General features: G+C 53.0%; 12 protein-coding genes. 4 read left to right on the top strand and 8 right to left on the bottom strand.

The genetic code is table 11. The features are described 5' to 3' along the window. The first annotated feature begins 97 nt into the window (after window positions 1-97). The gene (locus IX84_RS30675; protein ID WP_052515756.1) at window positions 98-853 is read left to right on the top strand and encodes a LamG domain-containing protein; all 756 of its coding nucleotides are present in this window, start codon (window positions 98-100) and stop codon (window positions 851-853) included. Here IX84_RS30675 and IX84_RS04340 read toward each other — a convergent pair. The 5 genes from IX84_RS04340 to IX84_RS30670 all read right to left on the bottom strand — a co-directional run bounded on the left by IX84_RS04340 (window position 846) and on the right by IX84_RS30670 (window position 9,192). Continuing rightward, window positions 846-2,336: a DUF4153 domain-containing protein gene (locus IX84_RS04340; RefSeq protein WP_044216847.1), complete on the bottom strand. Its 1,491-nt coding sequence runs from the start codon at window positions 2,334-2,336 to the stop codon at window positions 846-848. The genes IX84_RS30675 and IX84_RS04340 overlap by 8 nt on opposite strands. Window positions 2,337-2,381: 45 nt before the next feature. Next, on the bottom strand, window positions 2,382-2,696 hold the full coding sequence (locus IX84_RS04335; RefSeq protein ID WP_044216845.1) for a winged helix-turn-helix domain-containing protein: 315 nt from the start codon (window positions 2,694-2,696) through the stop codon (window positions 2,382-2,384). Next, window positions 2,693-3,337, bottom strand: coding sequence for a hypothetical protein (locus tag IX84_RS04330; protein WP_044216843.1), 645 nt, complete (start codon window positions 3,335-3,337; stop codon window positions 2,693-2,695). Before IX84_RS04330 ends, IX84_RS04335 begins: the two co-directional genes overlap by 4 nt. An 86-nt stretch (window positions 3,338-3,423) precedes the next feature. Continuing rightward, complete coding sequence (locus tag IX84_RS04325) at window positions 3,424-5,997, bottom strand: hypothetical protein (protein WP_044216842.1); 2,574 nt, start codon at window positions 5,995-5,997, stop codon at window positions 3,424-3,426. Window positions 5,998-6,093: 96 nt separating this feature from the next. Beyond that, window positions 6,094-9,192, bottom strand: coding sequence for a ligand-binding sensor domain-containing protein (locus IX84_RS30670; RefSeq protein WP_052515755.1), 3,099 nt, complete (start codon window positions 9,190-9,192; stop codon window positions 6,094-6,096). Window positions 9,193-9,454: 262 nt separating this feature from the next. Here IX84_RS30670 and IX84_RS04315 point away from each other — a divergent pair, with 262 nt between their 5' ends. Continuing rightward, complete coding sequence (locus tag IX84_RS04315; protein WP_044216841.1) at window positions 9,455-10,465, top strand: SRPBCC family protein; 1,011 nt, start codon at window positions 9,455-9,457, stop codon at window positions 10,463-10,465. On the opposite strand, the gene IX84_RS04310 is transcribed toward IX84_RS04315, so the two are convergent. Continuing rightward, the gene (locus tag IX84_RS04310) at window positions 10,441-11,334 is read right to left on the bottom strand and encodes a mechanosensitive ion channel family protein (protein WP_044216840.1); all 894 of its coding nucleotides are present in this window, start codon (window positions 11,332-11,334) and stop codon (window positions 10,441-10,443) included. The genes IX84_RS04315 and IX84_RS04310 overlap by 25 nt on opposite strands. Window positions 11,335-11,399: 65 nt before the next feature. On the opposite strand from IX84_RS04310, the gene IX84_RS04305 reads away from it, so the two are divergent. Beyond that, window positions 11,400-12,863, top strand: coding sequence for a M48 family metalloprotease (locus IX84_RS04305; RefSeq protein ID WP_044216838.1), 1,464 nt, complete (start codon window positions 11,400-11,402; stop codon window positions 12,861-12,863). Window positions 12,864-12,887: 24 nt separating this feature from the next. Continuing rightward, window positions 12,888-13,373 carry a DUF6438 domain-containing protein gene (locus IX84_RS04300; RefSeq protein WP_152604911.1) on the top strand — a complete coding sequence of 162 codons (486 nt, stop codon included), beginning with the start codon at window positions 12,888-12,890 and terminating at the stop codon, window positions 13,371-13,373. Window positions 13,374-13,435: 62 nt separating this feature from the next. Here the strand turns inward: IX84_RS04300 and IX84_RS04295 are convergent, their stop codons facing one another. Together IX84_RS04295 and IX84_RS04290 are read right to left on the bottom strand one after the other, a co-directional pair. Then, window positions 13,436-14,806, bottom strand: coding sequence for an FAD-dependent oxidoreductase (locus IX84_RS04295; protein WP_044216835.1), 1,371 nt, complete (start codon window positions 14,804-14,806; stop codon window positions 13,436-13,438). 19 nt (window positions 14,807-14,825) lie between these two features. Next, entirely contained in the window at window positions 14,826-15,494 is a 669-nt protein-coding gene (locus IX84_RS04290; RefSeq protein ID WP_081968608.1) for a hypothetical protein, read from the bottom strand. Window positions 15,495-15,618: the final 124 nt, after the last annotated feature.

The following is a 15,618-nucleotide window of genomic DNA, read 5'->3' as shown; positions in this document are numbered from 1 at the left end:
TAGGGCAGTAGCCAGTGCAGAAACCTGACACAGGGAAGACGAGCCCATGGATACTTTATTGAAATTTTCATATCTTAAGGGATAACAAATTTGCCTTATGAAAACCCTGATCCATAGCGCATTACTCCTCTTCCTGAGTGGGCTTTTGGCCTCCACGCCGCCCTTTGCACCTGCTATTCCCGAAGCTGGCCTTGTGGCTTACTACTCTTTTAACCATTGTGATGCCCGAGATGATTCGGGCAATGGTTCTCACGGCCAGATGTACGGCAGCACGAGCTGTTGGTGCGGTATAGAGGGCAGCGGCCTGCTGTTCGATGGTGTGGACGACTTTGTGGAATTTGAAGGATCGGTCAACCGTTATTTCAACACTTCAGACTTTACGGTCAGCTTTTATTTTAAGCCGGAGCAGTACCTGGTTTTTCAGCAAAGCCTGTTGTCCAAGCGGGAGGAGTGCGAAGATTACAATATGCTGGACATTTTGCTCGACCTTAATGCTCAGGAAATTACTACCCTGGTGCACGAGAACCCTCATAAATTCTATCCCGGGCTTAGCCCCGGTCTCGACACCACCCGTTGGATGCACTTCGCCATCACCCGGGAGGGCACCCGTGCTTTTACCTACGTCAACGGCCGCCTGGCCCAGAAAGCTTTCCGCTGCAGCGGTGTGGACATTTCCAACTCAGTCCCCCTTTCCTTTGGCAACAGCCCCTGCGTCCAACAGGGCAGCGCCCGCCGGTTCAGGGGCGTCCTCGACGAGCTGCGGGTATACAGCCGCGCCCTTAGCCCGGAGGAAATCTGGTCTCTTTACCAGCAAAATCCAGCGGAGGAGGCCCCTTCCGATTGCCTTACCTGACCTCCCGGAACGGGTCGCTGTGGTAAGCCCTTGAGGTGGTATAGTTCCAGGAGCGCCAGCCAGGCTGGTACTGCCTGCTCAGTTGCCTGCTAACCGATTTTAGTTTGCGCTCCAGCTGTTCATCTGTCCAACCGGCAGCAATCTGCAGGCGGTGCCGCTCTTCCCAAAGGGTAGGCAAATTGACCGGAGAGACTTCGCGGGTCAGGAAATCAGTGTCCAGTTGGCCGGGGGCAGCCTGCCGGATATTGTAGCGCGTGATCATCCGGTCCCAGTTGACGGTGCTGTACAATAGCAGGAGCACCAATGCCAGTTGTGCAGATTTTTGAAGCACAAAGGAGATGGTGCGTTGCTCCCGCGTTTTGAGGTAAACCAGCCATAGTCCGCCTAGTGTGGCAATCAGGAAGCCAAATACGCCCAGGCGCTTGTACGCCAGCCCGAAGTTGGCCACATACTGCCAGTTGCGTAGCCCTACCGATAAGACCAGCATCGCATTTTGTGCCAGCCACAGATGAGCCAGCCACCGCAGCCTTTCGTTATCCGGCAAAAAATTGAGATTGCCCCGGAAGAACCAGAGCAACACCCCCATCGCCATGAGGATAGACAAGATCAACAGATAAGTGCCCTCGTGCACGTACTGACTCAGCTCCTGCGGCGTGGCCAGCCCGTAGTTGATCCAGACGAAACGCAAATCCGCCAGGTTAGCCACAAAGAGAAGCCCGTTCAGCACAGCCAGGCTGAAAACCCCGGTTTGGTACTCTCGTTTAAGCCCCAGCGTGCCCACTTCCGGCTTTGGTGTGCCCCGTTTGCGCTTCAGCACTGACCGGAAAGGGGCTTCCCAGTCTTTGAGGAAATCGCCCCACAGCGAAGGCCAGACCAGGCCACCAACTACAAAGCAGCCCATCATAAACAGGAGTATTTGGCCCACATCCCAGTTGAATTGCAGCCAGCTGCCCGGCCAGAACCGTTGCCAAAAGGCCGCGAATTGCGGGTTGGCGTGGTAATAAATCGTTCCGAAAGCCAGCCCGAGCCCTGCCGGCAGGACTGCAAAGGGTGCCCAGCGGAATGCCGGTTTCCAGGCCAGGGGCTGCCAGGAACGGATCAGCTGATAAAACGCGGCTATCGGGCTGCCAAGAAGCTTGGTGATGCCCAGCATGCCGGCAAACCAGAGGAAGCGCAGTGGCCGCTGGTGCAAATGCCCGGTGAAAATCAGAAAAGAGAGGAAGAAGGCTATAATCGAAAGGTCAGAATTCCGCCAGGCCACCAGCACCGCACTGCTGAGCAATGCCCCTGCCAGCCAGCGGGATGCGCTTTGGTGCCGGAGTTCAGGGTAGCTCAGTGCCGCAGTGCCAATAGCCGTGAGCGCAAAGACCACCACATTTAGCCCGAGGTAGGCATCGTAGAAGAGTTGTACGTAAATTAATGCACCAGTCATCCATAGTGCCAATTTGGTTAAGGGGTGCTGAAGGTTAATGTTCTTTTTCATAAAGTACTTTGTATTTCAAAGTTAATAGGTAAAAAAATAGAGACCTTACTCTGGCTGCCCGCTATTGCCAGCCCGCAGCAATGCCTCCAATGCATCGAGGTGGGCCTGAAAAGCCTTGCGCCCTTCATCTGTAGCCCGGTAAGAGGTATTAGGCTTCCGGGCAATGAAACGTTTTCGGACTTCCAGATAAGTTTCCTTTTCCAGGGCTTTGATGTGGGAAGCCAGGCGGCCGTCGGTCAGGTTGAGGGTTTCCTTCAGGCTGCTGAAGTCTACCCATTCTTCCAGCATGAGCACAGACATAATGCCCAGCCGTACCCGGTGGTCAAAAGCAGGATTTAATTTGGTGATGATGTGTTTCATGCCTCCCGCTCATATTTGAAGTACATAGCAGTACCGTAAAGGATATGCAGAATTCCGAAGCCTATGGCCCAAAACTCCAGCCCGTATCCGGTAAAAAAAGCGGAGATAAGCCCCAGCCCAACCTCCATCAGGCCCAGATAGCGGATGTCGTTGAGGGTGTACTTGCTGGCATTGAAGAGTGCCAGCCCATAGAAAATCAGGGTAGCTGAAGCGATGAGGTCGGCTTCTCCATGTTTAATGAGCGCCAGACAAAAGATCCCCCCAGCCGCCAGCGGAATGAACAGGTTAATCAGGAGCCGGCGGGTGAGCCGGTCCCAGACAGGCAATCCCTTCCGGCGTGCCTTCCGGGTCGTGAAGTAAATGCCTGTGGCCAGCGCCAAAATCAGCACCAGAGCCGCATCAAGAAAGAAGAAGCTGATAGGGTCGAGTCCGGTGGGGTGATCGGAAATGCGGTCATAGGGTATGGTGCCTTCGAAAGGCGTTGCGCCCAGATACCAAAAGGCGGCAACCGCACCGAGCAGCGCCCAGATGCCGGCAGCTACTCCGGAGAGGCCGCTAAGGGAAATGAAACGGGAGGAGCGCTCCATAATGCTGCGGATTTCTGTCAGCGCTTCCAGGTGTTCTTGGTGGTGAGTTGTCATTTTAGAGTACTTTGAAATTCAAAGTTATTGGTTTTAATGATAGAACGCAACTTTGGCGGGCTTATTTTGGAAAGATTCAGTTGGGTCTACCGCTGAAGCACTACCGGCTGTTTTCGGACCTCCCCGGTTGCTGAGCGTCCCAGCAGATAGTAGGTGCCATTAGGCAGAGCGGAAACCTGGCATTGGACGGTGCCTTGCACATCAGTCCACACCTGCATACTCTGCCCGGCGCTGTTGAAGAGTTGTAGTTCCCAGGTGCCTTCCGGCAAATTGGCGGTAAACTGTTCTCTCACCGGATTGGGGGCAATAACAAGGTTAGCGATAGGCGCTGCTGTGGAGTTGCTGGCCACAACCGGGTCGAGTTCGAAATCCCAAATGCCCCGGCCATAGGTACCAAAGCGGGCGGTGTGGATCTCAGGCAGGTATTCTACCGACCAGTAAGTCTGCGCGGGCGAGCAGTCGCCCCCCAGATAGTACCAGCGCTCCTCTGCTGTGATGAAAACGTAAGGGCCGGCTTCTGTTGCCGCAAACAGGTAGGCTTCGTCTGGCGTGCCGGTGATTTCAAAGACCAGCGTTGAGGGCAGGCCTTCCGACATATCGGTAAAGTTTTGCCCTCCGTCTGTGCTGACGTATACCGGTGGATTGGAATAACCACTCCCGCCCAGGTAAACCTTGTCAATATCCTGAGTGGAAGCGTAGATCGTTTGGCCGTAGAGGTAGTGCCCTTCCGGAATGAAATTCACCGTTTGTTCCCAGGTATAGCCAGCCTCATCCGAGGTAAAAAACCGGCCATTGGTAGTCGCGGCGTACCAGCGGTTGTAGTCCAGAGGTGAGGCTTCCATGGCAGAGAGTTCTCCATCGCCGGAGGCGGCGGCAAAATCGAAGTCAATCTGCGTGGCGGCAATTCCGTTTGGAGATGGGTCAAGGCGGATGAGGTAAGAGCCCGGCCCACCATCAATATTCCCACCAGCCATAAAGGCGCCCACATCGGCTGGGAAGGGGCTGGCCATAAGCGGAGGCAGCCACACAGACTCATCCTCAGACTCAAGGTCGTAATCGCCGGTAATCCCGCCGTTTTGGGGGTTTTGATAGTAGGATACCCAGCCCCCGGGGTAAACCGTCCAGAGGTATTGCCCGTCATTGGAAAAAACGATATGGCCGTAGTCTCCCGAGATAATCTGATCAAACCGCTGAATACCAGGATCATCGAAATGGCGGGAGCGCTGAAAACCCTGATCCTGTGAACCGGCATATACGAATTGGTTATTGGCAGGGTCGGTACGGACGCTGTAGTATTGGCTGACATTGAGGTCCTCCATGCCGATATTGTCCACCGTTGCCAGTTGATCATAAGATACTGACAAGCCGCCGTGGTTACTAATGAGGGTAAAAGGTATGCCATCAGCGGTTTCGTAGGCGTCAAAATGCATGATATCGGCATGCAGGGTATTGGCAATATCAGAGTAGTAAGCCCACCAGTCATTGATTTTTTCCCAGGATTGTCCTCCGTCGAGGCTGCGGAAGCATTCCACTTCGCCCATGTACAGCACATCCGGGTTGTCAGGGCTGACGAAGATGCCAACATCCCAGGGGCGGGCGGGCAGGTCTCCCCGTTTTGACCAGGTCATGCCTTTGTCCACTGAGCGCCAGACTTCCCAGCTACCCTGCTGGGGGCTGGTGTAGGCATAAAGTACCAGGCTGTCAGCAATTGCGGTACCGGCCAGGTTGGCCCGTGCCCCGCCAAAGTCCAGGTTGGTCGAAGGGTTAATCCAGTCGAGCTGTCCGTTGTCGGGATTGGCGTGGTAAATTTTACCGGTGTTATTGGCGGCTTTCTCCACCAGCATCATCCGGCCATAGTGGTGGGGTGCGGAAAGACGCAAGCGGTTGAAATCATTGGTGTTGAAAGTGCTCACGGGCGAGTATATTTCTCCCTGACTGGTGGACCGGTACAGTTGGATGTCTGCCCAGTAGGACGGTTTGGCGAGCACATAAATTCTCGAAATGCTGTCTTGCACAAGGATAGGGGAGTGGATGTTGCCCCAGCGGTCATCGTGGCTGATGCCAACGGACTGCTGCCAGGTGTAGCCATCGTCATCGGAGTAGTGTGGAATCCGTCCGGTAAAGGCAATCATGCGCCGCCCATTTTGATAGGGAATAAATTCCAGCATCCCGGGGGTAAACCGCAGGTCCTGATTCACGATTTCCCAGTGGCTGCCATCGAGCAGCCCCCGCCAAAGAGAGCCGCCTGCGGAGATCAGCCACAGCTCGTCGGTAGCCGGGTCGTACTCGGTATCAAAAACACTGCCCGCCTGATTGATGCTGCCCCGTTCCCGCCACGAACCGGGGAGAAGCCCATCGGCGAAAAGCCCGCCCTCGCAGCCCGACCTGAGGTCGATTCTCCGGCTGGCCTTGGCGCGGTGCCGGCGCAGCCGGGTTTGGTGTTCAATTGCTTTCCAGTCCGTGCCGGGAGCTGCCTGATGCAGGAGTTCCAGCCATTGGCTTTTGGCATCATTTTTTGATTCTTCCTCTCCAAAATGAATGATCGTTTCCCCGTTTGTAGGAGCGGGGAGCGGTACCTCATTTTGTATGGATGAAAAATCAACCAATGTCAGGTTGAGTACAGCTAAGCATAAGAGCGCGAGTGGCCATTGATATTTCATGAACATGGGATTTAAGGATCTTGGGTACAAGATAATGGATTGCGGCTACTCCGAAAGTAGCCCGGACGTCAAAAGGAGGGAAAAGGGAGGTAGGAATTAATCCCCAAGATAAGCATCTACGAAATACATGTCAATATCCTGCCCTTTGGTTTCGGTATATTTCCCGTTTCGCGAAAAGCTGAAGAAGTCCTGTATAAAGGCATGAGTAGCCTCGGAAACATTGACTTTTCCGGCTTCTCCGCTGGTTTCCATGCGGGCGGCAAGGTTGACGGTGTCGCCCCAGATATCGTAGGCAAATTTTTTGATGCCTACGATGCCTGCAACTACCGGTCCGGTATGTATGCCGATACGGGCTTCAAAGCAGGTACGCCCTTCGGCTTCCCGTTGTATTTTCAGGCCCGCCATGAATTCCTGAATCTCCATAGCAGCCAGGGTCACGCGCACGGCTTCATCTTCATCCGTGTCCCGCATGCCGCCTACGGCGAGGTAGGCATCGCCTACGGTTTTGATCTTCTCCAGGCCGTATTTTTCCATGATCTCATCAAAGGCGCGGAAGCAGTGGTCAATCTCGGCGACCAGGTCCTCCGGTTCCATGCCCTCTGAGATATGGCTGAAACCTTTGAAGTCAGAGAACATGACTGTGACCAATTCATGCCGCTTGGCTTTGGCAAAACCAAACTCTTTGAGTTCCCGGGCGGTTTCTTCAGGCAGGATATTGAGCAGGAGTTCTTCGGACTTTTGCTTTTCCTTTTCCAGTTCTTTGGTGCGTTCCTGTACCAGGGCTTCCAGTTCCTGCTCCCGGCGGTGGGCGAGGATGATCCGCCAGCGCATAACGCCAAAAACGGCACTGCTGAGCAAGAGCGTGCACAGCACCCAAAACCACCAGGTATTGTAAAAGGCTTCGTGGACGACCACAGGTATAGCTAGTTCCCTCTGATTCCAGTTAGGGCTGTTCGCCCCGGCTTTGGCTCGGACCCGGAAGGTATAGCTGCCGGCAGGGATGTTGTTGTAGCGCACCAGGGTGGTGGTGGCAGGTGGGCTCCACTCCTCCTCGTATCCTTCGAGTTTATAGCTATAGGTGTTTTCGAGTGGCTGCCGGTAGTCAGCCAGTGCAAAGCCAAAAGAGAAAATGCGGTCCCAGGGGGAGAGGTCTACCCGCTCGCCGGGGTCTAATCCGTAATTGCGTTGGATAAGAGTATCTTCTGCTACATCGTATTTGCTAAAGTGGGTCAGCAGCAGGTGTGCTTCCTGGTCTTCGAGCTGTTGCTCCTGAAACTGCGGGCCGGGGAAGAAGGCATTGATGCCGTTCAATCCGCCAAAGTAGAGCCGTCCTGCCCGGGAGCGGTAGAAGGAAATCCGGTTGAACTCATTCGCTGTCAGCCCGTCTTCCACATAGTAGTTGGTGCAGGAGCCATTGGGCACGGCCATCCGGCTCAGCCCGTTGTCCGTACTCACCCAAAGGCAGGAGTCGCCTTCCGGCAAAATACCATTGATGAAGTCGTTCGATAGCCCATCTGCTGTGGTGTAAATGACCAGGCTGTCCTGCCCGGGAAGGATGCAATGGAGCCCTTCACCCGATCCGATCCATAGCTTACCAGCTTTATCCTCGTAGATGGCATTCACCTGATTGCTCCGAAGAGGCACCGGGCTGTCTTTTCCGGTATGATAGTGAGCCACCCGGCCCTGCCCCGGCACGATTTCGTGGAGCCCATTGTCGAGTGTGCCTACCCAGAGGCGGTCGCCAGCGGCATTGAAGTGGAGATAGCTGATGTTGCCGTCTAAACTATCCCATTGCCCCACCTCATCTTCAAAAGGAATAAGGCGGTCTGTGGTGGGCTCATATTGATAAAGCCACTGCAGATAGCCCATCCAAAGCGTGCTGTCGGGGGCCACGACCACATGGCCGAGGTCTTTATCCGGCTTTTTGAGAATATCACGCACCTGTAGTGTTTCCAGGTCGATCCGCTTGCCGTTTCCGGTATAAAGCGCCCCATCAAAGTAGGTCAGCCCAAAAGGGGAATTGAAATAGTCATTGAAAGGGAAAAGCGGGCGGAGCCCATCGGTTTCCGGCTCAAGCACATGGATGGAACTGTAGTAGGAAAAGTAGATATTCCCATCATCGTCCTCGGTAATGCCGCGGGTGCTGCAGTAAATGTTGCTGCAATACTCACTGCCGCCTTCGAGGTAATGGGCAAAGAGTTGTTCTGCCTGCACGATCCGTATAGCACCAAAATCCGAAGCCACCCAAACCACGCCAGACTGATCGCGGAAAATCTGCCGGTAGGTAGCAGTATTTTTGGTAATGGACCGGATTTTGGGCGCGAAATTTTCGACACTACCCAGCAGGGCATTGTAATACAGCAACATACCCCGGCAGCCCACCCACAGGCTGCCATCCTGCTCCACCAGAAGAGCGGAAGCAACGGCATTACGAATACTGGCAGGGTGTTCGCTGAAGGTTTCCTGTGCCAGGTCAAAGGTGAAAAGTTGTCCATCAGCACACAGAACATAAACCAAGGCATCCGTTCCGGCGATTTGTACGATACGGTTGCTTTCCGGTACCGGCACAATATGCCGCTGCAGCACACGGCCTGTAGCACTGAGTTCCCAGAGCTCATTGCCTACGGCCCCGAGCAATAACTTTTGCCGGACCTGAGCCATGGGGCGCCCGATGTGCCTGCCGGCAAGTCGTGACAGCTCCTCATAACGGCCATCCGGCTGCATGAGCAAAAGGTGCGTAGTGGCTGTTTCTTCATGGTAAGCCGCCGACCAGATCTGCCCGCCGAGACCAAGCGTGAGATCATGCGGGACTACCGCTTCCCGTATGCGTACATCGCCTTCTTTGATCTTATAGTCTTCAAATTGGTTGTTGCCCGGATCAAAGCGGGTGATATAATTGGGGCTACCCAGCCACAACCGCTGCTCGGCATCGATAACCATATCGGAAAAGGATTCGTGTGGCAGATAGGTGGAGGGGGACTGCGGCGTGTAGGTGACGAATTCATACCCGTCAAACCGGTTGAGCCCGTTGATGGTAGCCATCCAGATAAAGCCGGCGCTATCCTGCAAAATTTTTGAGACAATACGGTGGCTCAGCCCATCCTCAAAGTCGTACACCTTAATCTGTACATCACTCTGTGCCCGCAGCAGGGTGCAGAACAGCAATGGGAACAGTAGTATGCTTAGGCGGTGCATAAGGTTTGGATTGAGGCAATTGTGGGTTCGCTTCCAAAGTACGCAAATTGTGCGGAAAGGTGCGCCACCCCAGGGTATACTCTTTTCTACTTTTGGATGAAACCTTTGGTTGACCCGATGAATAGGATTGGGCACGACAGCGGCGCTTGAATTGCGAAAATAAATATTTGTTTTATAATTGATTTATTTAAAACAATTGTTTATTTTTACAGTAGATTGACAATTCGTCTGGTTCACCCGTCACTAAAACCTATTACATATTATGCAAATCCTCAAAATTGGTTTATTTATTCTGGCCGGGCTTATCGGCCTGTTCGCTATTGGAGGGCTTATCGCGCCCCGCGAAGTGTCCCTTAGTCGTTCCATCATTATTGAAGCCCCGCAGGAAATGGTCTTCAATACCGTGAATGACCTGAAAACCTGGGAATCCTGGTCACCCTGGAAGGAAATGGACCCGGCTATGAAGGTCACTATGGGCGACCCTTCTGTAGGCACAGGCGCATTTTATTCATGGACAGGCGAGAACTCAGGAGAAGGGCGTATGGAGATCACTTCTTCTTCTGCACCGGAAGAGCTGACCACGCACGTAGATTTCAAGGGACAGGGCGGTGCAGATGCAGCCTGGACGTTCAAGCCGGTAGATGGTGGTACGGAAACCACCTGGGCGTTTCATACGGAGTTCCCTTACCCTTTCAATGCGATGCTGCTGTTTCAGGATTTTGAAGGTGCGATTGAGAAGGATTACGACAGAGGGCTGGAGTTGCTGAAGGAGCAGGTGGAGGCGAAGGCTGCCGCTGCGCCTCAGTTCAAGGTACGGGCGGTTGAGCTGCCGTTGCGCCATTTCATAGCCTTACGGCAAACGGTGGATATGTCGGAAATGACCGACGTTTTTGGTGCCAATACCTCGAAAGTCTATCAAGCTGTAGAACAGGCAGGGCTAGCGATGGCTGGTATGCCTTGCGGGCTGTACTATACCTGGGATGAAGCTACAGGAACTACGGACTGTGCGCAGGCTATTCCGTTAGCAGAGGCTCATCGATTAGAGGGTTTTGAAAGTATTGAGATCTCAGAAAGTGAGGCACTTTTGGTTGAATATTACGGTAACCCTGAAGGTACAGGTGCTGCACATGGTGCAATAGAAAGCTATTGCAAACAGCAAGGTTTAGTTGCGGGAGAGCCTGCTATCGAAGAGTACGTCACGGACCCGGCATCTGAGCCGGATACCTCCAAGTGGCTGACTCGTATTTACTATCCTTTGGTGTCAAAGGGATGATCCGACTGTAATAATAATTGGTGCTGATGGAGGTGGGTGGCAATGCCCATCTCCTGTAGTGCTACCATGAGGTCTGTGCGGATATTGTGCTGTACGGACCAGGCATTGGCCGGAGAGGTTGCCCAGGCAGCGATCCAGCATTTGATGGCTTTCTCGCCCATTTCCATCACCCAAAACCGGGGCTTTTCCTTGACCTGGCTGGCGTTGTACTGTTCAGCGATGCGCATAGCCGTATAGCGGACGCTGGAGAGGTCAGCTTCCGGAGAAATAAAAAACTCCACATGCGCCCAGATGTAGGTGTCATGGACAGAAAAATTGATAACCTCCCGCTTTAGCATATCTGAATTCGCAACGATGTATCGTTTCCAGTCCCAGGTTTTGACGGTCGTGTGCAGCATTGAGATGTCCTCAACTGTGCCGTAGTATCCATCTATAACTACTGTATCGCCCAACCGGATGGCGGAGGAAAAGCTAAGGAGGATGCCTGAAATGAAATTCTCAATGACCGGTCTGGCAGCGATACCCAAAACGATACCGAAGGCCGAGATCAGCAGAGAGATTGAAGTAATGGGGAGCTTCGTGGAGAAGGGCAGTACCCCAATCAGAATGATTATGAGGATAGAGAAGGTGATTGTTCCTTTTCTGATGATGCTGAAGCGCCCGGAGATATTGTCGGCGGCCCGTTCCAGGGAAGCTTCCGGTGAATCCCCGGGAGGAGAAACGGTTTTGACAGGGTTCAGGGTTTCTATTTCCTCTAATCGCTGGAGCTTGCGCTTTTTGTAGCTCGCTATCATTTTGAGCAGGCCATACAGCAACAGGGCACCCCCCATGGCGACCAGTGATACATATATCCAAATGGTTTGTGTCATTTGTAGTGAGCTTTTATTATTTTAGCTTATGTCAACCAAACGAAACAAGACAAAGCTGAAGAACTATGATAACTCTACGCCCCATTCTTACGAAGTTTTCCTTCCTTTTGTTGTGCGCCGGTTTTCTGGCTTCGTGCGCCACCAACCCGGTGACGGGCAAAAAGGAATTCATGTTGCTCAGCAAAGAGCAGGAGGTGCAAATGGGTATTAGTTATGACCCTCAGGTCGTTGCCTCTTATGGATTATACGAAGATGATAAAATCCAGCAGTTTATTACGACTCAGGGCCGGTTAATGGCCCGGATTTCTCACCGGCCGGACCTGCCCTATGAGTTTAAGGTGCTGGATTCGCCGGTCGTGAATGCATTTGCAGTACCCGGTGGATTCGTCTACTTCACCCGGGGAATTATGGCTCACTTCAACAACGAAGCTGAGTTTGCAGGGGTGCTTGGGCACGAAATCGGGCACGTGACCGCCCGGCATTCGGCCCGGCAGTACAGCCGTCAGATGCTTGGCCAGGTAGGGCTGATTGCCGGCATCATCGTCTCTCCTAAGTTTGCGGAGTTTGCAGATGTGGCGAGCCAGGGTTTGGGGCTGCTGTTTCTGAAATATGGCCGGGATGCGGAGACCGAGTCCGACCGGCTGGGCGTGGAATACTCTACAAAAATAGGTTATGATGCCAGGGAAATGGCCGACTTTTTCCAAACACTGAAGCGCCTGACCGATCAGAGCGGAGGGCGGCTGCCAACGTTCATGTCTACGCACCCTGATCCGGCTAACCGGTACGAAAATACCAAGGCTCTGGCCCAAAAGTGGCAGCAGCGCTCCAATGGCCGTAATTTAAAGGTAGGGCGTGATTCTTACCTGAATATGATCGATGGGCTGCTCTACGGCGAAGACCCCCGTCAGGGCTATGTAGAACGCAATACTTTTTATCATCCTGACCTCAAGTTCCAGTATCCCATTCCAAATGGCTGGCGGACGGTCAATACGCCCAGTCAGGTACAAATGGCACCTGAAGATGGTAATGCCCTTATGACCCTCTCGTTGTCTTCTAAGAATAACCTGACTCAGGCAGAACAGGCTTATATGGAAACCCATCAGTTTGAAGTGACGAGCCGGAATAACCGGCAGGTTAACGGACTGAATGCCCGTGTGGTACAGGGGCGTCAGGTGGATGAGCAGAATCAGCAGGTCATCAATATTCTGCTTTACTTTATTGAGTACGAAGGGCGGGTATACCAGCTACTGGGCATGGCGTATCAGCAGCAGTATGGCAACTACGAAAGCAGCTTCCTGCGCACGATGAACGGTTTTGACCGCCTGACGGATGCCTCCAGGATCAATGTACAGCCAGAACGCATCAAAATCGTAAAAGCGCCGCGCACCACCAACCTGCGTAGCCTGCTGACCAGCAATGGGATCCCGAATGATCGTCTGGAAGAGTTTGCTATCTTGAATGGGATGGAGCTCAATACGCAGGTGGAGAGCGGAACCCTTTTCAAAGTGGTGGATAAGGCAAGGAATTAATATCTTGCGGCAAAAATGAAATCTATGAAAAGTCCAATCCGACTAACTTTAATGCTGGCAAGTGCCTTTCTGTTGTTTACGGCACAGAAGTGCGGCAGCGGTAAATATGAGTACGAGCCCACCACCTCTATCGAAATTGCGAAAACAGGCTGCTTTGGCCAGTGCCCTACCTATGTTTTCTCGCTTAAAGGCGATGGTTCGGCTACTTTCAATGGGCGCCGCTTCGTAGAGCCGGAAGGGGAGCACCACCGGACTTATTCGGCAGATACCACCAACATGGTTTTTTCCCGCCTGATTGAGGCCGATCTGTATCAGTACGAGCGGGAGTATACCGATAACGTGACGGATTTGCCGACCACATACCTCACCTTTGAGCATGAGGGCAAACAGAAAAAAATCAAACTCTACTATGGTTACCCGGAAGAGCTGGGCACCATCGTGGAGCAGCTACAGGAAGTTGCCCTCACGAAAGGCTGGATGGAGGGAAAAGCTCCGGAAGAGGAGAAATAAGAAAAGTTATGCAAAAATGATAACAGCCCTCAGTGCTCCGCTGCGCTGAGGGCTGTTTTGTATTAGCTGGTTGCCAGCACCGGGCGCCCCTGCATCCATTTTCTGAAAATACGGTCAACTTCGGGATTGTCTTTCCAGTTGTGCTCAATGCCATCCAGCACCAGTATTTCCTCAAAAAGGGCGTCCTGCGCATGCCCTTCCTCCAGTGCTTCGCTATAGGGGATATGGCTGAAGGTCACCTGTGAGTAAAGCGGCAGGAACTCCGGGTAAATCTTGTTAAAATGAGCAGCGATTTCCTTACGCAACAGGAATTTGGGGTCTGCCACCTTATCCCGCATTTCTATAAAATTGCGCAGGGCAAGGTCGGCAATAGCGTTGGCATCTTTGATCCGCGAATGATTGAAGGCTTCGATGATCTCCGCCCAGTTGCCATCGTGAGCATCAATGAGCTCATCGAGTAAGGTACAGTCTTCAAAACCAGAATTCATGCCCTGCCCGTAGAAGGGAACGATCGCATGGGAAGCATCGCCCATGATCAGGACTTTGTCTTCGTAGCGCCAGGGGCTGCAGCGAATGGTGATCAGGGAAGAAGTCGGGTTTTCGCGAAATTCTTCCAGCAGGTTGGGGATAAGTGGGATGGCATCTGCAAAGTAAGTTTGGAAGAAGGCCATGATCTCCTCATCCGTATTCAACTGATCGAAAGCCGGGGTTTGCCCCTCATAGGCCAGAAACAGCGTACCGGTAAAGCTGCCATCAACATTTGGCAAAGCGATCATCATGAACTGGCCACGGGGCCAAATATGGAGTGCATTGGGGTCAAGTGCGTGCTTGCCATCCGTTGTAGGAGGTATGTGCAGCTCCTTATAGCCATAATCCAGGAAAGACTGACTGTAATTGAAACGGGGGAGGGCTTTCATAAGGCTTCGCCGCACTGCTGAGAATGCACCGTCAGTGCCGAATATCCGGTCCGCATTTACCGTCAGGTGCTCGCCGGTATCCCGGTGCTCAAAGTGCGCTTTGGCCTCCTCGGCCACTACGCCAAGGCACTTATATCCAAAGTGAAATTTCAGGTTGTCGTACTGATCGGCGATATCGATCAGCTCAATATTGAGCCCGCCCCGGGAGACAGAGTAGATGGCCTGGTCTTGGTCGCCATAGGGCTGAAAGGTAAGCTGCCCGGCGGTATCATGCATTTTTCTGCCCCGCATCGGGATGGCCTGTTGCCGGATCGTATCTTTAATGCCAGCCCGTTCCATGGCTTTCCACCCCCGGTCGCTCATAGCCAGGTTGATGGACCGCCCACCTTTGAAGCCTGCCTTCCGGGGGTCATTGCGGAGTTCAAACACCTCTACCTGATAGCCACGCTTGGCAAGCAGTACGGCCCAAAGCGAGCCCACCAGCCCGGCGCCAACAATGAGGATGCGATCTTTCATAAAAGGTTGGTTTTGAGTCCTAAAACATAAAGCGCAGCGCGATAAACTGCGATACGAATCCGACGAGGTAACCGCCGTAGAGGTCAGTTGGTTCATGCGCCTGCAGAATGAGGCGGCAGGTGCCAACGAGCCCGGCCAGGAGCACTGTAAGCATCAGCACCCAGTACATGCTGACTTCATAGACGCCGATTGCGCCAAGATTGATGAGGAAGGTGTCGTGGCTAAAGAGCAGCAGGGTAATGACTACCATACCCAACAGGCCGCCCATACCCACAGCGTGCGCACTGATTTTGGAAAAGATATTGATGAAAAAAGCAATAAACAGGCCAATCGCTGCCCCCAGCAGAAAAGCGGAAAAGGCATTAGGCACCTGTGCATTGCCCAGGAAGTTGCGGAACATCCAAATGTAAAACATGCCCGTGATGACGTAGGGGCCGATGCGCTCCTGCTTCGTCTTCATCTCCAGGGAACTCACCAGCCCGGTAAAGCGCAGCATGGCTACAGCAAACCCGGGAATAAAAAAGGTAGACAGGAACACCTGCAGAATGAGCAGCTTGCTAAACTTATCGCCAATACTGTATACCCCGAAGAGGTAGGGATTGATCAGCAAGAGGAGAACCAGCATGTAGGTCACAATCAATAGGGGGTGGAAAAGTACGGAGATGACCTGAGCCAGTGGTTTCAGCATGTAACGACGTTTTGGTTGCGCCTAAAGATACAAATTATGCAAGAGTAAAGTTGACCCTGCCCGGCAGTAAAGAATATGCAAATATTTAGTCATCCATTCCGTTTTCAACAACGGTCTGCTTAAC

Origin of the sequence: Phaeodactylibacter xiamenensis (assembly GCF_000759025.1) — a bacterium.
Taxonomy (GTDB): domain Bacteria; phylum Bacteroidota; class Bacteroidia; order Chitinophagales; family Saprospiraceae; genus Phaeodactylibacter; species Phaeodactylibacter xiamenensis.
Note: the sequence above shows the minus strand (reverse complement) of the source record. Positions and strands in the feature narration are given on the sequence as shown.